Origin of the sequence: Enterobacter cloacae complex sp. ECL414 (genome assembly GCF_021869685.1) — a bacterium.
Classification (GTDB): domain Bacteria; phylum Pseudomonadota; class Gammaproteobacteria; order Enterobacterales; family Enterobacteriaceae; genus Enterobacter; species Enterobacter kobei.
Genome location: NZ_CP091481.1, coordinates 1,784,442 through 1,806,370 on the forward strand (window position 1 = coordinate 1,784,442; position 21,929 = coordinate 1,806,370).

General features: G+C 55.7%; 25 protein-coding genes. 16 read left to right on the top strand and 9 right to left on the bottom strand.

The window, feature by feature from the left end; all coding sequences use genetic code 11:
- Positions 1-56: 56 nt before the first annotated feature.
- From bssS to mdtH, 5 genes are all read right to left on the bottom strand, one after another.
- Positions 57-311 (bottom strand): biofilm formation regulator BssS, encoded by a 255-nt coding sequence (gene bssS / locus L3068_RS08340; protein ID WP_008500827.1) that lies wholly within the window; start codon positions 309-311, stop codon positions 57-59.
- 272 nt (positions 312-583) lie between these two features.
- Complete coding sequence (gene dinI / locus L3068_RS08345; RefSeq protein WP_014883351.1) at positions 584-829, bottom strand: DNA damage-inducible protein I; 246 nt, start codon at positions 827-829, stop codon at positions 584-586.
- Between the two features lie 74 nt (positions 830-903).
- The gene (pyrC, locus tag L3068_RS08350; protein WP_117581373.1) at positions 904-1,950 is read right to left on the bottom strand and encodes a dihydroorotase; all 1,047 of its coding nucleotides are present in this window, start codon (positions 1,948-1,950) and stop codon (positions 904-906) included.
- A 126-nt stretch (positions 1,951-2,076) separates the two neighbouring features.
- Positions 2,077-2,637 carry a lipoprotein gene (locus tag L3068_RS08355; protein ID WP_014883353.1) on the bottom strand — a complete coding sequence of 187 codons (561 nt, stop codon included), beginning with the start codon at positions 2,635-2,637 and terminating at the stop codon, positions 2,077-2,079.
- A gap of 124 nt (positions 2,638-2,761) precedes the next feature.
- Positions 2,762-3,970, bottom strand: a complete 1,209-nt coding sequence (mdtH, locus tag L3068_RS08360; RefSeq protein WP_117581375.1) for a multidrug efflux MFS transporter MdtH — start codon at positions 3,968-3,970, stop codon at positions 2,762-2,764.
- Positions 3,971-4,206: 236 nt separating this feature from the next.
- Here mdtH and rimJ point away from each other — a divergent pair, with 236 nt between their 5' ends.
- The 4 genes from rimJ (at position 4,207) to murJ (ending at position 8,042) form a co-directional block, all read left to right on the top strand.
- Positions 4,207-4,791, top strand: coding sequence for a ribosomal protein S5-alanine N-acetyltransferase (gene rimJ, locus L3068_RS08365; protein WP_014883355.1), 585 nt, complete (start codon positions 4,207-4,209; stop codon positions 4,789-4,791).
- 9 nt (positions 4,792-4,800) lie between these two features.
- A complete protein-coding gene (locus tag L3068_RS08370; RefSeq protein WP_214602819.1) occupies positions 4,801-5,451 on the top strand; it encodes a YceH family protein in 651 nt (216 codons plus the stop codon).
- A 2-nt stretch (positions 5,452-5,453) separates the two neighbouring features.
- Complete coding sequence (locus L3068_RS08375) at positions 5,454-6,377, top strand: Gfo/Idh/MocA family protein (RefSeq protein WP_023332686.1); 924 nt, start codon at positions 5,454-5,456, stop codon at positions 6,375-6,377.
- A 129-nt stretch (positions 6,378-6,506) separates the two neighbouring features.
- Complete coding sequence (gene murJ / locus L3068_RS08380) at positions 6,507-8,042, top strand: murein biosynthesis integral membrane protein MurJ (RefSeq protein ID WP_045269404.1); 1,536 nt, start codon at positions 6,507-6,509, stop codon at positions 8,040-8,042.
- 59 nt (positions 8,043-8,101) lie between these two features.
- Here the strand turns inward: murJ and flgN are convergent, their stop codons facing one another.
- The 3 genes from flgN to flgA form a co-directional block, all read right to left on the bottom strand.
- Entirely contained in the window at positions 8,102-8,527 is a 426-nt protein-coding gene (flgN, locus tag L3068_RS08385) for a flagella biosynthesis chaperone FlgN (protein ID WP_014883359.1), read from the bottom strand.
- A gap of 4 nt (positions 8,528-8,531) precedes the next feature.
- Positions 8,532-8,825, bottom strand: a complete 294-nt coding sequence (gene flgM / locus L3068_RS08390) for a flagellar biosynthesis anti-sigma factor FlgM (protein ID WP_014883360.1) — start codon at positions 8,823-8,825, stop codon at positions 8,532-8,534.
- 93 nt (positions 8,826-8,918) lie between these two features.
- Positions 8,919-9,578 (bottom strand): flagellar basal body P-ring formation chaperone FlgA, encoded by a 660-nt coding sequence (gene flgA / locus L3068_RS08395; protein WP_045269405.1) that lies wholly within the window; start codon positions 9,576-9,578, stop codon positions 8,919-8,921.
- 157 nt (positions 9,579-9,735) lie between these two features.
- On the opposite strand from flgA, the gene flgB reads away from it, so the two are divergent.
- The 11 genes from flgB to flgL all read left to right on the top strand — a co-directional run bounded on the left by flgB (position 9,736) and on the right by flgL (position 19,592).
- The gene (gene flgB / locus L3068_RS08400) at positions 9,736-10,152 is read left to right on the top strand and encodes a flagellar basal body rod protein FlgB (RefSeq protein WP_014883362.1); all 417 of its coding nucleotides are present in this window, start codon (positions 9,736-9,738) and stop codon (positions 10,150-10,152) included.
- Between the two features lie 3 nt (positions 10,153-10,155).
- Positions 10,156-10,560, top strand: coding sequence for a flagellar basal body rod protein FlgC (gene flgC / locus L3068_RS08405; protein WP_013097138.1), 405 nt, complete (start codon positions 10,156-10,158; stop codon positions 10,558-10,560).
- 11 nt (positions 10,561-10,571) lie between these two features.
- On the top strand, positions 10,572-11,282 hold the full coding sequence (gene flgD, locus L3068_RS08410; protein WP_014883363.1) for a flagellar hook assembly protein FlgD: 711 nt from the start codon (positions 10,572-10,574) through the stop codon (positions 11,280-11,282).
- A 26-nt stretch (positions 11,283-11,308) separates the two neighbouring features.
- On the top strand, positions 11,309-12,517 hold the full coding sequence (gene flgE, locus L3068_RS08415; RefSeq protein WP_014883364.1) for a flagellar hook protein FlgE: 1,209 nt from the start codon (positions 11,309-11,311) through the stop codon (positions 12,515-12,517).
- A gap of 20 nt (positions 12,518-12,537) precedes the next feature.
- Positions 12,538-13,293, top strand: a complete 756-nt coding sequence (locus L3068_RS08420) for a flagellar basal body rod protein FlgF (RefSeq protein WP_014883365.1) — start codon at positions 12,538-12,540, stop codon at positions 13,291-13,293.
- Between the two features lie 11 nt (positions 13,294-13,304).
- On the top strand, positions 13,305-14,087 hold the full coding sequence (gene flgG / locus L3068_RS08425) for a flagellar basal-body rod protein FlgG (RefSeq protein ID WP_008500810.1): 783 nt from the start codon (positions 13,305-13,307) through the stop codon (positions 14,085-14,087).
- Positions 14,088-14,144: 57 nt separating this feature from the next.
- Positions 14,145-14,843, top strand: coding sequence for a flagellar basal body L-ring protein FlgH (gene flgH / locus L3068_RS08430; RefSeq protein WP_003857987.1), 699 nt, complete (start codon positions 14,145-14,147; stop codon positions 14,841-14,843).
- Between the two features lie 12 nt (positions 14,844-14,855).
- Positions 14,856-15,953, top strand: a complete 1,098-nt coding sequence (locus L3068_RS08435) for a flagellar basal body P-ring protein FlgI (protein ID WP_014883366.1) — start codon at positions 14,856-14,858, stop codon at positions 15,951-15,953.
- Complete coding sequence (gene flgJ, locus L3068_RS08440; RefSeq protein WP_023332690.1) at positions 15,953-16,906, top strand: flagellar assembly peptidoglycan hydrolase FlgJ; 954 nt, start codon at positions 15,953-15,955, stop codon at positions 16,904-16,906. The genes L3068_RS08435 and flgJ overlap by 1 nt, the downstream gene beginning before the upstream one ends.
- A 75-nt stretch (positions 16,907-16,981) precedes the next feature.
- On the top strand, positions 16,982-18,622 hold the full coding sequence (flgK, locus tag L3068_RS08445) for a flagellar hook-associated protein FlgK (RefSeq protein WP_014883368.1): 1,641 nt from the start codon (positions 16,982-16,984) through the stop codon (positions 18,620-18,622).
- A 16-nt stretch (positions 18,623-18,638) separates the two neighbouring features.
- A complete protein-coding gene (gene flgL, locus L3068_RS08450) occupies positions 18,639-19,592 on the top strand; it encodes a flagellar hook-associated protein FlgL (RefSeq protein ID WP_014883369.1) in 954 nt (317 codons plus the stop codon).
- Between the two features lie 74 nt (positions 19,593-19,666).
- On the opposite strand, the gene L3068_RS08455 is transcribed toward flgL, so the two are convergent.
- Complete coding sequence (locus tag L3068_RS08455) at positions 19,667-20,881, bottom strand: MFS transporter (RefSeq protein ID WP_117581379.1); 1,215 nt, start codon at positions 20,879-20,881, stop codon at positions 19,667-19,669.
- A gap of 16 nt (positions 20,882-20,897) precedes the next feature.
- On the opposite strand from L3068_RS08455, the gene L3068_RS08460 reads away from it, so the two are divergent.
- Positions 20,898-21,929 carry a LysR family transcriptional regulator gene (locus tag L3068_RS08460; protein ID WP_080470443.1) on the top strand — a complete coding sequence of 344 codons (1,032 nt, stop codon included), beginning with the start codon at positions 20,898-20,900 and terminating at the stop codon, positions 21,927-21,929.

The window sequence follows — 21,929 nt, forward strand, 5'->3', positions numbered from 1 at the left end:
CGGGAAATAAATAAGGCACCGCGTGGGTGCCTGTTGAAAGAAAAGTGAGCATTCGGTTAGTGCCGTTTATACTCATTTTCCTGATAGTCGCCAGATTCTATTTTTGCAATTCCTGCCTCTAAAATAGAAATAAACTGACGGGCGACGTCTGTCGTAAGCCACAGCGTCTGTCCAACTTCCGCTTCTTCACGGTTCAGCTGATTTGGGGTCTGGTAGTGCAAACGCAGCATCAGTGCATCGTAGCTGTCTACGGTACTGATATCCCAGCCAACGAGTGGGTGGGTCTGGATGACTTCGCTATTCTTTTCCATTATAACCCCCATAATGCGTGTTAGAAGACAACGACTTCGAGGTTCAATGCATGTTTTTCTGAAAGCAACTTCAGTATACAAGTAATAAGGGTTCCTAAGGGAAAAATAAACAGCTAGCAACACATTTTTCTGCTTTTTAGGATTGTTCGAGCAATAAAACACCATCTTGTTCACGATTTTTAAAGAAGTTGCCGAATTATTTTGAACTTTCTGGAATTTCAGGCAAAAAAAAGCCGGGGCGACCCGGCAAAAAACACAATGAGGGAGCAGTGTTAATCTGTGATGAACCAGTCGTCAGCGCTCTCCCACGTTTCCTGCAGGATTTCGCTGATGCGATCTTTATCTTCTTTTGCACCGCCAATGACGGAAAGGTTGTTCGCCGCGGCGTAACGAACAGTGACGGCGCCTGCATTGTCGGGGAAGGTGTTATGAATACGACGGGATAATTCGCCTGCCAGTGCGTCAAGCGCGCCAGCAGGCAGAACGGTAGTTTTGGCTATGGTGACTTCAATACGCATAAATGCCCCCTGTGTAATATACTGTTTATTTATACAGGTATATTGTTCGTTTGACAACAAGGGGCGTTGATTATTTAGCGTTTTACCGTCCAGTTGACGGTTTCGCCTGCCAGGAAGGGGATCAGCGTATCATCCGTCAGGGCAATGGATGCCTCCACCTGGCTCGCTTTGCGCTCCAGTTCAATGAACGTGTCATTGACCGGCAGGCCGTAAAAGCGCGGGCCGTTGAGGGAGCAGAACGCTTCGAAATGTTCCAGCGCGTCCATCTCTTCAAATACCGTTGCATAGCTGGCAAGGGCCGTAGGGGCGTTGAAACAGCCTGCGCAGCCGCAGCTCGCCTCTTTACGATGGCGGGCGTGAGGCGCGGAGTCTGTGCCGAGGAAAGCGCGTGAGAAACCGCTGGCAACCAGTTTGCGCAGCGCCTGCTGGTGAACGTTGCGCTTAAGGATCGGCAGGCAGTACAGGTGAGGGCGTACCCCGCCTACCAGCATGTGGTTACGGTTAAACATCAGATGCTGTGGGGTGATGGTGGCGGCAATCAACTCGTTGCCGTCACGCACATACTCTGCGGCGTCTTTGGTGGTGATATGTTCAAAGACCACTTTAAGCGCAGGCAGGCGCTGACGCAGCGGTTCCATCACGGTCTCGATAAAGCGGGCTTCACGGTCGAAGATATCAATCTCGGCATGCGTGACTTCGCCGTGTACCAGCAACGGCATGCCCAGTTTCTGCATACGTTCCAGCACCGGCATGATGGCATCAATGCTGGTGACGCCGTGGCTGGAGTTGGTGGTGGCGTTTGCAGGATAGAGTTTCGCCGCCGTAAAAACGCCTTCGTTAAACCCGCGCTCAACTTCGTCCGGATCGAGAGAATCGGTCAGATAGCAGGTCATCAGCGGGGTGAAATTATGTCCAGCCGGGACGGCATCCAGAATGCGCTGGCGGTAGGCAATCGCGGCATCGACGGTGGTGACTGGCGGAACCAGGTTTGGCATGACAATCGCGCGGCCATAAATTTCACTGGTATAAGGCACGACGGTTTTCAGCATATCGCCATCGCGCAAATGGATATGCCAGTCGTCAGGGCGGCGGATTTTAAGAACCTGGGGTTGTGCAGTCATGGAAGCTCCGGCTTGTCAGGAATCAGTCATAAGGATGGCTGTTTTTGCCGGACACAAATCATAAGCGGAAACGTTTTCGTTTGCACACTTTTCCGTAAAAAAAAGGGCGCCGCAGCGCCCTTCAGGTTAATCGGTGAAAGGAATGATGATTTCTCCCGGTTTCACCTCTATCCCTTTTGCGTATTTTTTCGCAAGGGCTTCACCCTTACTTTTGTCTTCGCTTAAGACATACGCCGGTTGCTGATTGAAATAGTTACGCAGCGACTGGTTCAGATAGGGCATCAGGGTTTGCAGAACCGGTGCCATCTTGTCCGGTGAAACCTGCGCATCGACCACTTCCATCTCCTGCAGGAAAATCGCGCCCTTCTCTTTGTTGAAAACCGGAAGTGCCTTCAGCTTGAGCTTGATGTTGGCTTTCTGGTTGCCAAAAAGGGAGGTCATATCAAGGCTGGCATCCCCGGCGAGGGTGACTTTATTGGGCTCTTCACGACCAATCTGACTGGTGAGATTGGTGAGAATGATATGCGCATCGGCAAGGCCTGGCACACCAATGTCTTTGGAGAAATTGTTATGTTTTTCCAGCGCCTGATTAATTTCCTGTTCACTGACGGTGTATTGCGTAAGCTGATTGCAGCCCACCAGCAGGCCGCTAACGATAAATGCGGCGGCAATGACAATTTTCTTCATGGTGTTCCTCAACGAAAAATCGGCGCTTCTGTCCTGTAGCGTCAGTATGTCAGTGTGAAATGGCAGAAACCAGCAGAAAATACTGAGAAGTGAGGCGGGAGAGTTCTCCCGCCAACGAGAAGGATTATGCGCCGGGCTCGAGCATACCGCTCGCGCTGCGCTTCTGGCTGAACTGCCACCAGAGGGCCAGTAACGTCATAAAGCCCACTGCGCCGAGCATCATCCACGGCAGTTCCGGTTGATTCAGCGCTTTACCGGCATCGAACAGCCAGCCGCCGCCGGTGTAGCCTAACGCGCCACCAAAGGCCAGACCGAGTCGGCTGAATCCCATATAGCTGCCGCGGGCACGCGCGTCCGCAAGCGAGGCGCTCAGCGTTTCCCGGGCGGGCTCGGCGATGATGGAGCCGATATAGAAGGTGCAAATCAGCGTAAACAGCTGCTGGAGCGAGCTCACCAGACCGATCGGCATCATGCTCAGCGTCATCAGAAACAGCCCGGCCATCAGGCGATGTTCCAGGCGAAAACGCCGTTCGCTCCAGCGGGCGATGGGGTAGAGCAGCGTCAGTGACAGGCAGGCTTCAATGGCGTACATCCATTTAACGGCAGCAGGCGTGCCCGCAATATCGTTTACCATGATCGGCAGCATCAGCATCACCTGCACGGCCAGCATGTAATACCCGGTCAGGGTCAATACGTAGGTGACAAAACGCTTGTCGCGAAGAACGCGACCTAGCCCCTCGCGCACCGGCGCTTTTACCGTCGACAGTTTCCAGGCGGGAAGATAGAGACCGTTAAACAGCGCGCACAGAATAAAGAGTACCGCCCCGGCCGCACAGACCAGACGGAAATCGTGCTGCAGCAGCCAGCTTCCCAGCAATGCGCCAACCACCGCGCCGGCACTGTCCTGCATCATCAGAATGGAGAAGAAACGCCCCCGGTGCTGCGGGCGAATCAGCTTCACCACCAGCGCGGTACGGGGCGGGTCAAACAGCGTGCCGCCGATACCGGAGAGGAAGCAGGAAAACCAGAGCAGCCAGGGCTCGTGGGCAACGGCCATCGTGGCAAAGCCTGCCGCGCGGAGCAGCATACCGGTCACGATCATCGGTTTAGCGCCAAAGCGGTCAGCGATCGCGCCGCCAAAGACGCCCAGACCCTGCTGGACAAACTGACGCAGTCCCAGGGCAATACCGACCATTACCGCCGCCCAGCCCATTTGATCGACAAAGCGGATCGAGATGAGAGGGAACACGACAAAAAAGCCGAGCACGACCAGCATGTTATCGACTAACAGGAAATATTTACCCAGGCTCCTCGCCTGTGATACGCGGGACATTTTCCCTCCAGGGAAAATAAGAAGGTGAGCACGCTAACATTCTGCGGTGTCGCCACGTTTTTTCCCACCCCTGGACGCGACAATATTTTTTTATCAAAAGGGTGCTTTGATAGAGAGTTTTCATTGAAAAAGGTGAAAAGAGGTGAAAATGGTATGTCACTGTTTTCACAGACGGCACGGGCGCAGGTATAGTAAAGCTAATGGGCAAGCTGAAGTGACGGGAAGGAGTGGTATTGATGTTTGGCTATCGCAGTAATGTGCCAAAAGTGCGTCTGACAACGGACCGGCTGGTCGTTCGTCTGGTGCATGAGCGTGATGCCTGGCGTCTGGCGGATTATTACGCCGAGAATCGCCAGTTTTTGAAACCCTGGGAACCCGTTCGGGATGAGAGCCATTGTTACCCCTCCGGCTGGCAGGCGCGCCTCAGCATGATTGCGGAATTTCATAAGCAGGGTAGCGCGTTTTATTTTGCGTTGCTGGATCCAGAAGAGAAAGAAATTATCGGGATCGCCAATTTCTCGAATGTGGTGCGCGGGTCGTTTCACGCCTGTTACCTTGGCTACTCCATCGGTCAGAAATGGCAGGGGCAGGGGCTGATGTACGAGGCGTTAACGGCGGCCATCCGCTATATGCAACGTACGCAACACATTCATCGCATTATGGCGAACTATATGCCGCATAATCAGCGCAGCGGAAATTTACTGGCGCGCTTAGGGTTCGAGAAAGAAGGTTACGCCAAAGACTATTTGTTGATAGACGGCGAGTGGCGTGACCACGTGCTGACGGCGTTAACCACCCGTGACTGGACTGCAGGTCGTTAAGGAGAAAAGATGAAGTATCAGCTAAACGGTACAGAAGCGCGCGTGATTGGGTGCTTACTCGAAAAACAGGTCACCACGCCGGAACAGTATCCGCTTTCTGTTAACGCCGTGACCATGGCCTGTAACCAAAAAACGAACCGTGAGCCGGTGATGAACCTCAGCGAGCATGACGTTCAGGAGGTGCTGGATGCGCTGGTAAAACGCCACTATCTGTGCACCGTCAGCGGCTTCGGTAACCGCGTGACCAAATACGAACAGCGTTTCTGTAACTCCGAATTTGGCGACCTGAAGCTGAGCAGCGCCGAAGTGGCGGTCGTTACTACGCTGCTGTTGCGCGGGGCGCAGACGCCAGGGGAGCTGCGCACGCGTGCTTCCCGTATGCATGAGTTTAGCGACATGCAGGAAGTTGAGCAGACGCTGGAGGGGCTGGCCGCACGTGAAGATGGCCCGTACGTTGTCCGTCTGGCCCGCGAGCCGGGTAAACGTGAAAGCCGCTATATGCATCTCTTCTGCGGTGACGTTGATATTTCAGTTAAGTCTCCTGTAACCGATATAACAACTGGCGATGACGATTTGGTTGCCCGTGTGGAGGCTCTGGAAGGTGAGATTGCCGGGTTGAAACAACGTCTGGATGCATTACTGGCACATTTGGGAGACTGACGGTGAAAAAATTACGCATTGGCGTCGTGGGGCTGGGCGGAATAGCGCAAAAAGCCTGGCTACCGGTTTTAGGGGCTGCGACCGACTGGACGCTGCAAGGCGCATGGTCTCCTGGCCGTGAAAAAGCAGAGCGTATCTGCGCAACCTGGCGTATTCCGTATGCCGCCTCGCTGCAGGATCTGGCCCGCGAGTGTGACGCCGTCTTTGTGCATACCTCTACGGCCACCCACTATCAGGTGGTAAGCGAGCTGCTCAATGCGGGCGTCCACGTCTGCGTGGATAAACCGCTGGCGGAAAACGTGCAGGACGCCGAACGCCTGATTGATCTGGCGGCGCGTAAAAACCTGACCCTGATGGTGGGGTTTAACCGCCGCTTTGCGCCGCTTTACCAGCAGCTGAAAGCGCAGTCCGGCAATATGGCTTCGCTGCGTATGGATAAGCATCGTACCGACAGCGTAGGGCCGAACGATCTGCGTTTTACCCTTCTTGATGATTATCTTCACGTGGTGGATACCGCGCTGTGGCTGAGCAACGGTAATGCACAGCTGAAAAGCGGCACCCTGGTCACTAACGAACGAGGGGAGATGGTGTACGCGGAACACCATTTTGCCGTTGAGCATCTTCAGATTACCACCAGTATGCACCGTCGTGCGGGCAGCCAGCGTGAGTTCGTTCAGGCCGTCACCGACGGTGCGCTGTATGACATTACCGATATGCGCGAGTGGCGCGAAGAGAAGGGCAATGGCGTTGTTACGCCTCCTGCACCCGGCTGGCAAAGTACGCTTGAGCAGCGTGGTTTCGCAGGATGTGCCCGTCACTTCATCACCTGTGTGCAAAATCAGACGGTTCCTGAAACGTCCGGCGAGCAGGCCATTCTGGCGCAGCGCATTGTGGAAAGGCTCTGGCGCGATGCCATGAGTGAATAATTCGCTGTAACATCTGCCGATAGTAATTCGATGAAATCCGGTTAGACTAAGCGCCGCTTGTTGGCTTTGCCGGGTAGCGCTTACGCTAACCCGGCCTACACATCCGTATGGTTCTGGAAATTCACGTTAATGAACTTATTAAAATCGCTGGCGGCAGTCAGCTCGATGACCATGTTTTCTCGCGTGCTGGGCTTTGCACGTGACGCGATTGTGGCAAGGGTTTTTGGTGCAGGAATGGCGACGGACGCCTTTTTCGTCGCGTTCAAATTGCCAAATCTGTTGCGTCGTATTTTTGCGGAAGGGGCATTTTCGCAGGCATTTGTGCCTATTCTCGCGGAATATAAAAGCAAGCAGGGCGAGGATGCGACCCGCGTCTTTGTCTCTTACGTCTCTGGGCTACTGACCCTGGCGCTAGCCGTGGTGACCGTTATCGGGATGCTGGCCGCGCCGTGGGTGATTCTGGTGACCGCCCCCGGTTTTGCCGATACGGCTGATAAATTTGCACTGACCTCGCAGCTGCTGCGCATTACCTTCCCCTATATTCTGCTGATCTCGCTGGCCTCGCTGGTGGGGGCGATACTGAACACCTGGAACCGTTTCTCCGTTCCGGCGTTTGCGCCGACGTTCCTTAACGTCAGCATGATCGGTTTTGCCCTGTTCGCCGCGCCGCATTTCAACCCACCGGTACTGGCGCTGGCCTGGGCGGTAACCGTGGGCGGCGTGCTGCAGCTGGCGTATCAGCTGCCGCACCTGAAGAAAATCGGTATGCTGGTGCTGCCGCGCATTAATCTCAAAGATGCCGGCGCGATGCGCGTGATTAAGCAGATGGGGCCCGCCATTCTTGGCGTCTCCGTCAGCCAGATCTCGCTTATCATCAACACCATCTTTGCCTCTTTCCTGGTGTCGGGCTCTGTGTCGTGGATGTACTACGCGGACCGTCTGATGGAGTTTCCATCCGGTGTGCTGGGCGTGGCGCTGGGGACCATCCTGCTGCCGTCGCTGTCAAAAAGCTTTGCCAGCGGCAACCATGATGAATACTGCCGCCTGATGGACTGGGGGTTACGTCTCTGCTTCCTGCTGGCATTGCCAAGTGCGGTGGCGCTGGGGATTCTGGCCAAGCCGCTGACTGTGTCCCTGTTCCAGTACGGTAAATTCACTGCCTTTGACGCCGCGATGACCCAGCGGGCGCTGATTGCCTACTCCGTCGGCTTGATGGGGCTGATTGTCGTCAAGGTGCTGGCTCCGGGGTTCTACTCGCGTCAGGACATTAAAACGCCGGTGAAAATTGCCATTGTGACGCTGATTATGACGCAGCTGATGAACCTGGCGTTTATCGGCCCGCTGAAGCATGCCGGTCTGTCGCTGTCTATTGGTCTGGCGGCCTGTCTGAATGCCGGGCTGTTGTACTGGCAACTGCGCAAGCAGGATATCTTTACGCCGCAGCCGGGCTGGGCGAGCTTCCTTGTGCGGTTGATTATTGCAGTACTGGTGATGTCTGCGGCATTACTCGGGATGATGCATGTTATGCCAGAGTGGTCCCAGGGCACGATGCCTTATCGTCTGATGCGGCTGATGGCCGTGGTGGGCGTCGGGGTGGTAGCTTACTTTGCCACGCTCGCCGTACTGGGCTTCAAAGTGAAAGAGTTTGCCCGCCGTACGGCATAAACGCCAAAAGGGGAGTTCACCTTAGGGTGCTCCCCACTGCATGATTTGCCGCATATGCGTCAAATCGAAATCTTTTTCACACCCGCAATGCGCGCCGTCGCTGTCTGACCATCCGCACCGTACAGTCCGGTTTCTTTATGCGGCTTCAACACTTCAAGCGCCTGCTGATTACGCTCTATCTGGCCTTCAAGCAGCCAGCCGTTATGCTGGTTGAGGTCGCGCAGGTGCTGGGTTTTTTCCGTTATGGTCTGCCAGCGCTCAACAATATCGTCATTGGCGCTGCGCTTAGGATCCTGCTCAGCGCGTCGTTGCTGCTCCAGATAATCCAGCGTCGCCAGAAGCGAACTCTTATCCTCAGTAATCCGCTGCAGCGCACTGCCGTTGATGTTACCGGAAGAGAGGTGCTGCTGTTCAGCGTCCATTACCGTTTTCAGGTCGTTCAGGACAACCGTCATGTGATCCAGTATTTCTGACAGTCGACTCATACGGTTAGTTACTCTGTAAGAAACTCTGTGCTTCCTGAATCAGGGCATCAGCGATTTTGCTGGTGTCCATTTTCAGCTCGCCGTTACGAATTGCCGTTTTCAGCGCTTCCACACGTTCCATATTGATATCGTTGCTGCCGGGCTGCATCAGTTTTGCCTGGGCATCGCTCAGCGTCACGCTGGTGCTGTTAGACGTTGACGGTTTTTCCAGACGCGTTTTCTGAGGGGTAGCGTCATTCGTTTCGCGAGGCTGTACAGCGCTTACCGGCTTCAGGGCTGATGTACGATCAATGCTCATAGTGTTGTCCTCATCGAGGGTTCGCGGCGTTTGCGCCTGACATCATCATTAGTTGAATATTTATCGGCACGCGCCGCGAAATCTTTAAAAAGATTATAGGTTAATCAGAATATTCCCATCAGAATCGACGGTTCCGCTCACCACCTGGCCTGAGGACATTCTGACGCGGGCGTTTTGCGCGACCGCGGCATTGTTTAACGCTTTCCCTTCACTGTTGATGCTAAAGCCGTCTCCGTTGGCCACAACCATCACCTGCTGTCCCGCTTTGACACGCCATGCCTGGCGCAGCATTGAAAGCTGAATCGGCTGGCCTGGCGCAACATCGCGCAGGCTGACGGCATCCTGTGCCTGGTTCATTTCCAGCATTGTCCGTGGCGGGAGCTGATCCAGGCGCCCGCGCTTCAACGTCACGCTGTTTGCCTGCAGCAGGCTGCCACGCGCAATAGGCACGGCGGCAACAACATAATTGCCCGTCGCCTGAACGGCAACCTGTAAATAGCGTTTTTCGTTGGCGCAGCGAGCCAGCACGTTCACATTGCCCCACAGCTTCGTGGTTCCCGTGACGCTGAATGACGGTTGCTCACAGGTGGGGTACAGATTCGGGGGCGTACGTACGGTAACGGTAACGTCATCGCTAAAGCCTGCCAGCTTTTGGGCAAAGAAAGCCGTTAACTGATCCTGTAAACCTTCAGCCTGCACCAGAGGGCTAAACAGCAAGAAAGCCGCCACCAGACCACGTTTTAACGTTTGCATCGCAAGTTCCACCGTTTCCAGAGTTGACTGAATTCTACCTGCAGTGGTTTTGCATCAACGGAATAAATAGCGACGCATTTTGCGCTTATTCCGTCGATAGGGGAGACCGGGTGAGATTTAAGCTGTGAACTGAAATTTTGCCATCAGCGGAGGAGACATGCTCGATAAACTCGACGCCGCGTTACGTTTTCAGCAGGAAGCGCTCAATTTACGCGCCCAGCGGCAGGAGATTTTAGCCGCCAACATCGCTAACGCCGATACGCCCGGGTATCAGGCGCGCGATATTGATTTTTCCAGTGAACTCAAAAAGGTGATGGAGCGTGGACGTGCCGAAGGAACGGGTGTTGCACTTGCCATGACATCCTCTCGCCATATTCCTGCTCAGGCGATGACCGCGCCAGCGACCGATTTACTTTATCGCATCCCCGACCAGCCATCACTCGACGGTAACACCGTGGATATGGACCGGGAGCGTACGCAGTTCGCCGATAACAGCCTGAAATACCAGACGGGCCTGACCCTACTCGGCGGACAAATCAAAGGCATGATGAACGTCCTGCAGGGGGGCAACTGATAAATGGCCTTGCTGAACATTTTTGATATCGCCGGTTCGGCGTTAACCGCTCAGTCCAAACGTCTGAACGTGGCGGCCAGTAACCTGGCGAACGCCGACAGCGTGACCGGACCTGACGGACAGCCTTACCGTGCCAAACAGGTCGTCTTTCAGGTCGATGCGGCGCCCGGTGCGGCCACGGGCGGCGTGAAGGTGTCTGACGTGGTAGAGAGCCAGGCGCCGGACAAGCTGGTGTATGAGCCCGGTAACCCGCTTGCGGACGCTAACGGATACGTGAAGATGCCAAACGTGGATGTGGTAGGTGAGATGGTGAACTCCATGTCGGCCTCTCGTAGCTACCAGGCGAACGTCGAAGTGCTTAATACCGTGAAGAGCATGATGCTCAAAACACTCACTCTCGGCCAGTAAAGGAGACACGCATGTCCATCGCCGTCAATGTGAATGATCCCACGAACACGGGTGTTAATAACACCCAAAGTTCGACAAGCTCCAGCTCCCTGACGGGAAGTAACGCCTCCGATTTGCAGAGCAGCTTTCTGACGCTGCTGGTGGCTCAGCTGAAGAACCAGGATCCCACGAACCCAATGCAGAACAACGAACTGACGACGCAGCTTGCGCAGATCAGTACCGTGAGCGGCATTGAGAAACTTAACACGACCCTGGGTTCCGTCTCCGGCCAGATTAACAGCAGCCAGTCTCTGCAGGCGGCCAGCCTGATTGGTCACGGGGTAATGATCCCGGGCACCACTATTCTTGCCGGCACCAGCACCACAGACGGTACCTCGACCACCACGACGACCCCGTTTGGCGTTGAATTGCAGCAGGCCGCTGACAAAGTGACTGCGACGATCACCGACTCGACCGGCGCGGTGGTTCGCACCATCGACATTGGTGAGCTGAAGGCGGGCGTTCATACCTTTACCTGGGATGGCAGCCTGGCGGACGGCACCAAAGCACCAAATGGCTCCTACAAAGTCGCGATTAGCGCCAGCAACGGGACAACCCAGCTGGTGGCGCAGCCGCTGCAGTTCGCGCTGGTTCAGGGCGTGATTAGAGGGGGCGACGGCAACAAACTGGATTTGGGTACCTCAGGTACCACCACACTCGACGAAGTTCGGCAGATTATCTAAGCCTTAACACTTATCAGGAGTAAGTCATGGCCTTTTCTCAAGCGGTCAGCGGCCTGAATGCTGCGGCCACCAACCTGGATGTCATTGGCAACAACATCGCCAACTCCGCGACCTATGGTTTTAAATCCGGTTCTGCTTCCTTTGCAGACATGTTTGCCGGTTCCAAAGTGGGGCTGGGCGTCAAAGTTGCGGGTATCACTCAGGACTTTACCGACGGCACCACCACCAATACCGGGCGCGGCCTGGACGTTGCCATCAGCCAGAACGGTTTCTTCCGTATGGTCGATGCAAACGGCTCGGTGTTCTACAGCCGTAACGGCCAGTTTAAGCTGGACGAGAACCGTAACCTGGTGAACATGCAGGGGATGCAATTAACCGGTTATCCGGTTGCCGGCACGCCATCAACGGTTCAGACCGGTGCGAATCCACAGGCGATTAATATCCCGACCACGCTGATGGCCGCGAAGTCCACCTCCACGGCTTCCCAGCAGATTAACCTCAATTCCACCGACACCGCACCGACCACCGCCTTTGATCCGGCTAACCCGGATACCTACAACAAAAAAGGCACGGTAACCGTCTTTGATAGCCAGGGTAATGCGCACAACATGAACCTGTTTTACGTCAAAGATGCGACTCCGGCCAACTCCTGGAAAGTGTATGCCCAGGACGGTAGCGTGGCAGGCAGCACGGCGGCACTGGCCACCACGCTGACCTTCGATAATAACGGGACGTTGACCGGTGGTGGAAACATCAACCTGACGACCGGGACCATCCCGGGTGCGACCCCTGCGACCTTCGCCATGAGTTTTGCTAACTCTATGCAGCAGAACACCGGCGCAAACAATATCGTGGCGACCAGCCAGAATGGCTTCAAGCCGGGCGATCTGGTGAGCTATCAGATCAACGATGACGGTACCGTGGTGGGGAACTATTCCAACGAACAGACTCAGGTGCTGGGTCAGATCGTGCTGGCAAACTTCGCCAACAACGAAGGCCTGAAGTCTGAAGGCGATAACGTCTGGTCGGCTACCCAGTCCTCCGGCGTGGCGCTGCTGGGTACAGCGGGAAGCGGTAACTTCGGCACGCTGACCAACGGTGCGCTGGAAGCCTCAAACGTCGATCTGAGTAAAGAGCTGGTGAACATGATTGTCGCGCAACGTAACTATCAGTCGAACGCGCAGACCATCAAGACCCAGGATCAGATCCTCAACACGCTGGTTAACCTGCGTTAAGCGGCTAACAGGAAAGCGCAATGGATCACGCAATATATACCGCGATGGGCGCGGCAAGTCAGACGCTCAATCAGCAGGCCGTTACTGCCAGCAACCTGGCAAACGCCTCGACGCCGGGCTTTCGCGCGCAGCTGAATGCGTTGCGCGCGGTGCCGGTAGAAGGTCTTTCCCTGCCGACCCGTACGCTGGTCGCCGCCTCTACCCCTGGCGCAGATATGACGCCAGGGCAGATGGATTACACCTCACGCCCGCTGGACGTTGCGCTGCAGCAGGACGGCTGGCTGGCGGTGCAGACCGCTGATGGCAGCGAAGGCTATACCCGTAACGGGAATATCCAGGTTAGTGCAACCGGCCAGTTGACGATTCAGGGTCATCCGGTGATGGGGGAAGCGGGTCCGCTGACGGTGCCTGAAGGCTCTGAGCTGACCATCGCGGCTGACGGTACCATCTCCGCGTTGAACCCGGGCGATCCGGCCAATACCGTTGCCCCTGTCGGACGACTGAAACTGGTAAAAGCGGAAGGCAAAGAGGTGCAGCGTGGTGACGACGGGATGTTCCGTCTGACCCAGGCTGCTCAGGCTACCCGTGGTGCTACGTTACAGGCCGATCCGAGCATCCGCGTGATGTCCGGCGTTCTGGAAGGCAGTAACGTCAAGCCGGTAGCCGCCATGAGCGACATGATCGCCAGCGCCCGTCGTTTCGAAATGCAGATGAAAATTATCAGCAGCGTGGATGAAAACGCGGGCAAGGCTAACCAACTTCTGTCTATGAGTTAACAGGACTCTTTATGATCAGTTCTTTATGGATCGCGAAAACTGGCCTGGACGCGCAGCAAACCAACATGGATGTGATTGCCAACAACCTGGCAAACGTCAGCACCAATGGTTTCAAGCGTCAGCGCGCCGTTTTCGAAGATTTGCTTTATCAAACCATCCGTCAGCCGGGCGCGCAGTCTTCTGAACAGACGACGTTGCCGTCAGGTCTGCAGATCGGTACCGGTGTTCGCCCGGTGGCCACCGAGCGTCTGCACAGCCAGGGCAACCTGTCTCAGACCAACAACAGTAAAGACGTGGCAATCAAAGGTCAGGGCTTCTTCCAGGTGCAGTTGCCTGACGGTACTTCTGCCTATACCCGTGACGGCTCGTTCCAGGTCGATCAGAACGGCCAGCTGGTGACGGCGGGCGGTTTCCAGGTTCAACCTGCGATCACCATTCCGGCGAACGCCCTGAGCATTACTATCGGCCGCGACGGTGTGGTCAGCGTGACCCAGCAGGGCCAGGCTGCGCCGGTCCAGGTCGGACAGCTCAACCTGACCACCTTCATGAACGATACCGGTCTGGAAAGCATTGGTGAGAACCTCTACACCGAAACGCAATCCTCCGGTACGCCAAATGAAAGCACGCCTGGCCTGAACGGTGCGGGTTTGCTGTATCAGGGGTATGTAGAAACCTCCAACGTGAACGTGGCGGAAGAGCTGGTGAATATGATCCAGGTTCAGCGCGCGTATGAAATTAACAGTAAAGCAGTCTCGACGACCGATCAGATGCTGCAAAAACTGACGCAACTCTAAGGTGTTGCCCGGTGCGGTAAACGCCGCACCGGCTCCCTGTTTTCGAAGATGAAGGCAATGCAAAAAAACGCGGCGTTTCGTTATCCGATACTGACTGTCCTGGCCGTCACCCTCAGCGGGTGTGCCTGGATCCCGTCTAAACCATTAGTCCAGGGTGCGACGACTGCCCAACCCGTTCCTGGCCCTGCGCCAGTGGTAAACGGCTCTATTTTCCAGACCGCGCAGCCGATTAATTACGGTTATCAGCCGCTGTTTGAAGATCGCCGCCCGCGTAACGTCGGCGATACATTGACCATTGTTCTGCAGGAAAACGTCAGCGCGAGCAAGAGCTCGTCGGCGAATGCCAGCCGCGATGGCAAAACCAATTTTGGCTTTGACACCGTACCGCGTTATCTGCAAGGACTCTTCGGCAATGCGCGAGCGGACGTTGAGGCTTCCGGCGGCAATACCTTTAACGGTAAAGGTGGCGCGAACGCCAGCAATACCTTTAGCGGTACGCTGACGGTCACGGTTGACCAGGTGCTGGTTAACGGCAACTTACACGTTGTGGGTGAAAAACAGATCGCCATTAACCAGGGCACTGAATTCATTCGCTTCTCGGGCGTGGTGAATCCACGCACCATCAGCGGCACCAACACCGTTCCGTCCACTCAGGTGGCGGATGCGCGCATTGAGTACGTCGGTAACGGCTACATTAATGAAGCGCAAAATATGGGTTGGCTGCAGCGCTTCTTCCTTAATTTATCGCCGATGTAAGCGAGGTGACCCATGTTTAAATCGATCTTCGCCGTGGCGCTGGTTCTGGTGGCTACCTTTGCCCAGGCTGACCGTATTCGCGATCTCACCAGCGTTCAGGGCGTACGCGAGAACTCGCTGATTGGCTATGGCCTGGTGGTGGGGCTGGACGGTACGGGTGACCAGACAACCCAGACGCCATTCACGACGCAGAGCCTGAACAACATGCTTTCCCAGCTCGGTATTACCGTTCCGGCGGGAACCAACATGCAGCTGAAAAACGTGGCTGCGGTCATGGTCACGGCCTCTTACCCGGCGTTTGCACGCCAGGGGCAGACCATTGATGTGGTGGTCTCCTCTATGGGGAACGCCAAAAGCCTGCGCGGCGGTACGCTGCTGATGACGCCGCTGAAAGGCGTCGACAGCCAGGTCTATGCCCTGGCGCAGGGTAACATTCTGGTCGGCGGTGCGGGGGCCTCAGCTGGCGGTAGCAGTGTGCAGGTGAACCAGCTGAACGGCGGACGCATTACCAACGGCGCGATCATTGAGCGTGAACTGCCGACCCAGTTCGGCGCCGGGAATACCATCAACCTGCAGCTGAACAACGAAGATTTCACCATGGCGCAGCAGATCGCCGACACCATCAACCGCAGCCGCGGCTATGGCAGTGCGACGGCGCTGGATGCCCGTACCGTGCAGATCCGTACCTCCACAGGCAGCAGCAACCAGGTGCGCATGCTGGCCGATATCCAGAATATGGAAGTGAACGTCCCTGTTCAGGATGCCAAAGTGATCATCAACTCCCGTACGGGCTCCGTGGTGATGAACCGGGAAGTCTCGCTGGATAGCTGCGCCGTGGCGCAGGGTAACCTCTCCGTGACGGTTAACCGTTCTGCCAACGTCAGCCAGCCGGATACCCCATTTGGTGGCGGCCAGACGGTGGTGACGCCACAAACGCAGATTGATTTACGTCAGAGCGGTGGTTCTCTGCAGAGCGTACGCTCCAGCGCCAACCTGAACAGCGTCGTGCGTGCTCTGAATGCGCTGGGTGCCACGCCGATGGATCTGATGTCCATTCTGCAGTCCATGCAAAGTGCAGGCTGTCTGCGCGCCAAACTGGAAATCATCTGATGCTGACCGATAGCAAACTGTTGACCAGTGCCGCCTGGGATGCGCAGTCGCTCAACGAACTGAAAACCAAAGCAGGTAAAGACCCGGCGGCGAATATCCGCCCGGTCGCCCGCCAGGTGGAAGGGATGTTTGTACAGATGATGCTGAAAAGCATGCGTGAAACCCTGCCGAAAGACGGGATGTTCAGCAGCGATTCAACGCGTCTTTACACCAGCATGTATGACCAGCAGATTGCGCAGCAGATGACCGCCGGTAAAGGCCTCGGTCTGGCTGACATGATAGTCAAACAGACCGAAGCCGCGCAGGGGATCCAGCCGAAAGATGAGCCGCAGCAGGTACCGATGAAGTTTGACCTGCAAACGGTGACCAGCTATCAGAACCAGGCCCTGACGCAAATGGTGCGTAAAGCGATACCGAAGGCGACGGTGAGCAGCGACGAGCCGCTCTCCGGTGACAGCAAAGACTTTCTGGCGCAGCTTTCGCTGCCGGCCCGCCTTGCCAGTGAGCAGAGCGGTGTGCCACACCATCTTATTCTGGCCCAGGCCGCGCTGGAATCCGGGTGGGGCCAGCGCCAGATCCGTAAGGAAAACGGCGACCCGAGCTTTAACATCTTCGGCGTGAAGGCCACCTCCAGCTGGAAGGGACCGACAACGGAGATCACCACCACCGAATACGAGAACGGTGCGGCGGTGAAGGTGAAAGCGAAATTCCGTGTTTACAGCTCCTATCTGGAAGCATTGTCCGACTATGTCGGTCTGCTGAGCCGAAATCCACGTTATACCGCCGTTACGCAGGCGGCGACGGCGGAGCAGGGCGCTCAGGCCCTGCAAAACGCAGGCTACGCGACCGACCCGAACTACGCTCGTAAGCTTACCAGCATGATCCAGCAGCTGAAATCCATGGGCGAGAAGGTCAGTAAAGCCTATAGCACAGATATTGAAAATCTGTTCTGAAAGTTCTCAAGTCCCGGTGGAGGTTGCCGATAACCTTCATCAGGACTCGTGTCTGAACGTATAAAAGGAACCCCCATGTCCAGTTTGATTAACAGCGCCATGAGTGGCCTCAGTGCCGCGCAGTCGGCACTCAATACCGTCAGTAATAATATTTCAAGCTATAACGTGGCAGGTTACACCCGCCAGACCACGGTACTGGGTGCCTCTAACAGCACGCTGACCGGCGGTGGCTGGGTGGGTAACGGGGTGTATGTCTCCGGTGTCCAGCGTGAGTATGACGCTTTCATTACCAACCAGCTGCGCGCCGCGCAGACCCAGAGCAGCGGCCTGACGACGCGCTATCAGCAGATGTCAAAAATTGACGATGTGCTCTCCGATACCACGAACTCGCTTTCAACCACCCTGCAGGATTTCTTCAAAAGTCTGCAAACGCTGGTGAGCAACGCCGAAGACCCGGCTGCACGTCAAACGGTGCTGGGTAAAGCGGACGGTCTGGTGAATCAGTTCAAAACGAACGATCAGTATCTCCGTGACCAGGATTCACAGGTTAATACGGCGATTTCTACCAGCGTCGATCAGATCAATAACTATGCGAAGCAGATTGCCAATCTGAACGATCAGATTTCCCGTCTTACCGGTGTTGGCGCGGGTGCATCGCCTAACGAACTGCTCGACCAGCGCGATCAGCTGGTGAGTGAACTGAATAAGATTGTCGGTGTTGATGTCACCATACAGGACAGTGGCACCTACAACATCTCTATCGCCAACGGCTACAGCCTGGTACAGGGCAGCAACGCAAGCCAGCTGGCGGCGGTGAAATCCAGCGCGGATCCTGCGCGTACAACCATTGCTTATGTGGATGCCGTAGCGGGTAGCGTGGAGATCAAGGAAAAACAGATCACCACGGGGTCGCTTGGGGGGCTGTTAACGTTTCGTTCTCAGGATCTGGATCAGGCACGAAATACGCTTAACCAGATGGCGCTGGCGTTTGCTGATGCCATGAATACCCAGCATCAGGCTGGCTTTGATGCAAACGGGGACCCAGGCGGTAAACTGTTCGACTTTGGATCTCCGGCGGTGCTGAGTAATGGCAAAAATACCGGAAGTGCGTCTGTTACGGCCACGATGACGGACAGTACTAAGGTCCAGGCGACAAACTATAAAGTTGAGTACAACGGTACTGACTGGACAATCACGCGTCTTTCAGACAACACCAGCTTCACGGCCCAGCCTGATACCAGTGGTAATCTGTCGTTTGATGGTCTCAACGTCAATATTAGTGGCTCAGCCAATACTAAAGACAGTTTCATCGTCAAACCGGTGAATGACGTTATCATCAATATGGACGTTACGATCAGCGACGAGTCCAAACTGGCGATGGCTTCAGCGAATGGAAGCGGAGCAAGCGACAATACCAATGGCCAAAAGCTCCTGGATTTGCAGAGCGCCAGGCTGGTGGGTGGGAATAAAACCTTTAACGATGCTTATGCCTCATTGGTCAGTACGGTGGGTAGCACCACGGCGTCGCTGAAAACCAGCAGTGAAACCAAAGTTAACGTGGTGACGCAGCTTACCAAACAACAGCAGTCAATCTCCGGGGTTAACCTGGATGAAGAGTATGGCAACCTCCAGCGCTATCAGCAGTACTATCTGGCGAATGCGCAGGTGCTTCAAACGGCGAGTACGCTGTTTGATGCATTGATCAATATCCGCTAAGGCTGAGGCATAAAAAATGCGTATTAGTACTCAAATGATGTATGAGCAAAGCATGCGCGGCGTGACGAACTCCCAAAGCCTCTGGCTAAGCTACGGCGAGCAGATGTCTACGGGTAAGCGCGTCAACCGTCCTTCTGACGACCCGATTGCCGCCTCGCAGGCCGTTGTGCTCTCTCAGGCTCAAACACAAAACAGCCAGTATGCGCTGGCGCGCTCCTTCGCTACGACAAAAGTTTCGCTGGAAGAGAACGTGTTATCGCAAGTGACAACCGCTATCCAGGCTGCTCAGGAAAAGATTGTCAATGCGGGCAACGGCACGTTAAGTGATGATGACCGCGCTTCGCTGGCAACGAACCTGCAAGGTATTCGCGATCAGCTAATGAACCTGGCTAACAGCACGGACGGTAACGGTCGCTATATCTTTTCAGGATACAAAACCGAAGCGGCGGCTTTTGACCAGACTACCGGTGACTATAAGGGCGGCGGGACGCCAATCAGCCAGCAGGTTGACTCCGCGCGCACGATGCAAATAAGCCATACGGGCGCAGAAGTTTTCGACAGCTTCACCAGCAATGCGAAACCAGAGCCGGCGGGGAGTACGCAGGAAACGAATTTGTTCAAGATCCTCGACACCGCTATCGGGGCGCTGAATACGCCGATTGGTGATGACGAAACGAAAGCCGAGGCGTTTACTGCGGCTATTGATAAAGCCAACCGTGGCCTGAGCAACTCTCTCAACAACGTTCTGACCGTGCGCGCCGATCTCGGCATTAAGCTGGATGAGCTAGGCAAGCTGGATTCTCTGGGTGAAGACCGTGCTCTGGGCCAGACCCAACAGATGAGTGACCTGGTTGACGTGGACTGGAACTCGGTAATTTCATCCTACACCATGCAGCAGGCGGCCTTGCAGGCCTCGTATAAAGCGTTTAGCGATATGCAGGGCATGTCTCTGTTCCAGCTGAACAAATAACATCTTGACCTCTTAGAACATGTCTTGAAACTGGGCATGTTTTGCTGCCCAATCCGTCTGGATTGGGCATTTTTTTATGCCATTTCCGCCGGCGCTGAGGCGAGGCGGGCGCTTTCAACCAGACGGATTGCCAGCGCAATGATGCCGCATACCGTTGCCAGAGCGACCACGCCCGTCCAGCCCGCCAGCGTATAAATATTGCTGCCTAATGCGGAGCCCAATGCCATGCCGATAAAGATCACGGTAAAGAGCAGGGCGTTAAGACGACCGCGCGCCTTCGGTTCAAGGCTATAGACCAGATTCTGGTGTGCAACCAGGCTGGACTGCAGACCCAGATCGAACCCGACGGCAGAGAGGGCAATCAGAACCAGCTGTCCGTGCATCCCCAGCGCGGGCATCAGGAACATCAGGGCAAACGAGATGGTCACGAGGATTGCACCAAGCTGCGTGACTTTCCCGGCACCCAATTTGTCTGCCAGACCACCCGCCAGCGGCGCGGCTAACGCACCGGCCGCACCGGCGATACCAAAACCACCCGCGACTGCACTCCCGAGGTGATAGCGTTCCAGCAGCATGACCGCCAGCGTAGACCAGAAGGCACTAAAGGCAATCGACAGAAAACCCTGAGCCAGCGCCGCACGGCGCAGAGCGGGGTAACGACGCCACAAATGCGCCATTGAGCGCATAAGCGCGGGATAGCTCAGCGTGGAGTGAATGGCAAAACGAGGAAGTACCGCCCACATCACCACGCCGATAAATGCGATACTTGCCGCAGCCAGCTGATACATCACGCGCCAGCCGAACGCTTCGCCCACGATACCGCTGACGGTTCGGGAGAGCAAAATCCCCAGCAGCAGACCGGTCATCACTGTACCCACGGTTTTCCCCTGTTTACCTTCCGGCGCAAGAATAGCCGCTGCCGGGACAATATCCTGCGCCATGGTGGCGGCCATGCCGATGAGCAGACTCGTCAGCAGCAGGGAGTGGATCTGTCCGGTCAGACTACAGCCAAGAAGAAACAGCGCCAGCGCCGCACTTTTTATCAGTATTAATGTCCTGCGGTCGTGGCGGTCGCCGAGCGGTAACAGGAACAGGATCCCTAAGGCATAACCGGCCTGGGTGAGCGTAGGGACCATGCCCATTCCTTCGATACTCAGGTGAAGGTCTGCGCCCATCAGGGGCAGCAGAGGCTGGGCATAATAGATAGATGCCACGCTAAAGCCAGCCCCGAGTGCCAGCATTAAAATGACCCAGCGGCTTACGGCATGGGCGGCAGTGGTTGTTTTCATAAGACATTCCTCATTCATGGTGTACGGCTATTTTTTACCAGGACGCCTTGCGACGGTAGCGGGCCCGGTGGTAAAACGCTTATACGTTGAACGTATAAGTGGAAAGATAATGAAAAGAGTTGAGCGTATAGACAGGGTGGAGTTAATGCGAACGTTTGTCCGTATTGTTGAGGCTGGTTCACTCTCTGCTGCGGCACGCCAGCTGGCAACAACCCAGGCCACGGTGAGTCGACGGCTGCAATCGCTTGAGACGATGTTTGGCGTACGCCTGATGTTGCGCACCACCCATACGACACGGCTGACGGATGACGGTGAACGCTGCTATCAGCACGCTCGTCGGGTGATTGACAGCTGGCTGGCACTGGAAGATGAGGTGGGGCAGACGGAAGATGAACCGGTAGGTGTGCTGAGGGTGCGGGCACCGCACGCGTTTGGTCAGGATCAACTCCTGCAACCGTTAACCGAGTTTTTGCAGCGTTATCCGCAGCTTTCCATTGAGTGGTTGCTCAACGATCGGTCGGCTGATTTTCTCGGTGACAACCTTGATTGTGCTATTCGGGTGGGGGCAGAAGTCGATCCGGCGACCGTATCCGTGCTGCTGGCGGAAGTGCCGCGCTCGGTGGTGGCATCTCCGGCATTACTGGCCCGTTTCCCGGCGGTTAACACGCCTGAGGATTTGCAACCGTTTCCGTGGATTGCCATTAACTCTTTCTACCAGCGTCATGTAGAGCTTTTTCATGATGCTTCGTCAGCCACCGCGCGAATTGACATTACTCCGCGCCTCAGCACTGACAGCCTGTATGTTGCACGTAAAACGGCACTCACCGGGCTGGGTGTGGCGGTAGTGTCAAGCTGGACGGTACATGACGATATTCGGGAAGGGCGGCTGGTGCATGTGCTGCCAGAGTGGCAACCGGCGGCATTACCGGTGCATCTGGTTTATCCCTGGTCTCGTTATTATCCTGCGCGTTTGCGGCGTTTTCTGGAGTTGATGCGGCAGGTCATGCCGGAGGTCACGGGAATGAGAAAGCCCGTGCAGCAGCCATAA

What these genes read in the sequence shown, in the direction of transcription:
- bssS (WP_008500827.1), bottom strand. Translation starts at nt 311, where the DNA reads ATGGAAAAGAATAGCGAAGTCATCCAGACCCACCCACTCGTTGGCTGG.
- dinI (WP_014883351.1), bottom strand. Translation starts at nt 829, where the DNA reads ATGCGTATTGAAGTCACCATAGCCAAAACTACCGTTCTGCCTGCTGGC.
- pyrC (WP_117581373.1), bottom strand. Translation starts at nt 1,950, where the DNA reads ATGACTGCACAACCCCAGGTTCTTAAAATCCGCCGCCCTGACGACTGG.
- L3068_RS08355 (WP_014883353.1), bottom strand. Translation starts at nt 2,637, where the DNA reads ATGAAGAAAATTGTCATTGCCGCCGCATTTATCGTTAGCGGCCTGCTG.
- mdtH (WP_117581375.1), bottom strand. Translation starts at nt 3,970, where the DNA reads ATGTCCCGCGTATCACAGGCGAGGAGCCTGGGTAAATATTTCCTGTTA.
- rimJ (WP_014883355.1), top strand. Translation starts at nt 4,207, where the DNA reads ATGTTTGGCTATCGCAGTAATGTGCCAAAAGTGCGTCTGACAACGGAC.
- L3068_RS08370 (WP_214602819.1), top strand. Translation starts at nt 4,801, where the DNA reads ATGAAGTATCAGCTAAACGGTACAGAAGCGCGCGTGATTGGGTGCTTA.
- murJ (WP_045269404.1), top strand. Translation starts at nt 6,507, where the DNA reads ATGAACTTATTAAAATCGCTGGCGGCAGTCAGCTCGATGACCATGTTT.
- flgN (WP_014883359.1), bottom strand. Translation starts at nt 8,527, where the DNA reads ATGAGTCGACTGTCAGAAATACTGGATCACATGACGGTTGTCCTGAAC.
- flgM (WP_014883360.1), bottom strand. Translation starts at nt 8,825, where the DNA reads ATGAGCATTGATCGTACATCAGCCCTGAAGCCGGTAAGCGCTGTACAG.
- flgA (WP_045269405.1), bottom strand. Translation starts at nt 9,578, where the DNA reads ATGCAAACGTTAAAACGTGGTCTGGTGGCGGCTTTCTTGCTGTTTAGC.
- flgB (WP_014883362.1), top strand. Translation starts at nt 9,736, where the DNA reads ATGCTCGATAAACTCGACGCCGCGTTACGTTTTCAGCAGGAAGCGCTC.
- flgC (WP_013097138.1), top strand. Translation starts at nt 10,156, where the DNA reads ATGGCCTTGCTGAACATTTTTGATATCGCCGGTTCGGCGTTAACCGCT.
- flgD (WP_014883363.1), top strand. Translation starts at nt 10,572, where the DNA reads ATGTCCATCGCCGTCAATGTGAATGATCCCACGAACACGGGTGTTAAT.
- flgE (WP_014883364.1), top strand. Translation starts at nt 11,309, where the DNA reads ATGGCCTTTTCTCAAGCGGTCAGCGGCCTGAATGCTGCGGCCACCAAC.
- L3068_RS08420 (WP_014883365.1), top strand. Translation starts at nt 12,538, where the DNA reads ATGGATCACGCAATATATACCGCGATGGGCGCGGCAAGTCAGACGCTC.
- flgG (WP_008500810.1), top strand. Translation starts at nt 13,305, where the DNA reads ATGATCAGTTCTTTATGGATCGCGAAAACTGGCCTGGACGCGCAGCAA.
- flgH (WP_003857987.1), top strand. Translation starts at nt 14,145, where the DNA reads ATGCAAAAAAACGCGGCGTTTCGTTATCCGATACTGACTGTCCTGGCC.
- L3068_RS08435 (WP_014883366.1), top strand. Translation starts at nt 14,856, where the DNA reads ATGTTTAAATCGATCTTCGCCGTGGCGCTGGTTCTGGTGGCTACCTTT.
- flgJ (WP_023332690.1), top strand. Translation starts at nt 15,953, where the DNA reads ATGCTGACCGATAGCAAACTGTTGACCAGTGCCGCCTGGGATGCGCAG.
- flgK (WP_014883368.1), top strand. Translation starts at nt 16,982, where the DNA reads ATGTCCAGTTTGATTAACAGCGCCATGAGTGGCCTCAGTGCCGCGCAG.
- flgL (WP_014883369.1), top strand. Translation starts at nt 18,639, where the DNA reads ATGCGTATTAGTACTCAAATGATGTATGAGCAAAGCATGCGCGGCGTG.
- L3068_RS08455 (WP_117581379.1), bottom strand. Translation starts at nt 20,881, where the DNA reads ATGAAAACAACCACTGCCGCCCATGCCGTAAGCCGCTGGGTCATTTTA.
- L3068_RS08460 (WP_080470443.1), top strand. Translation starts at nt 20,898, where the DNA reads ATGGTGTACGGCTATTTTTTACCAGGACGCCTTGCGACGGTAGCGGGC.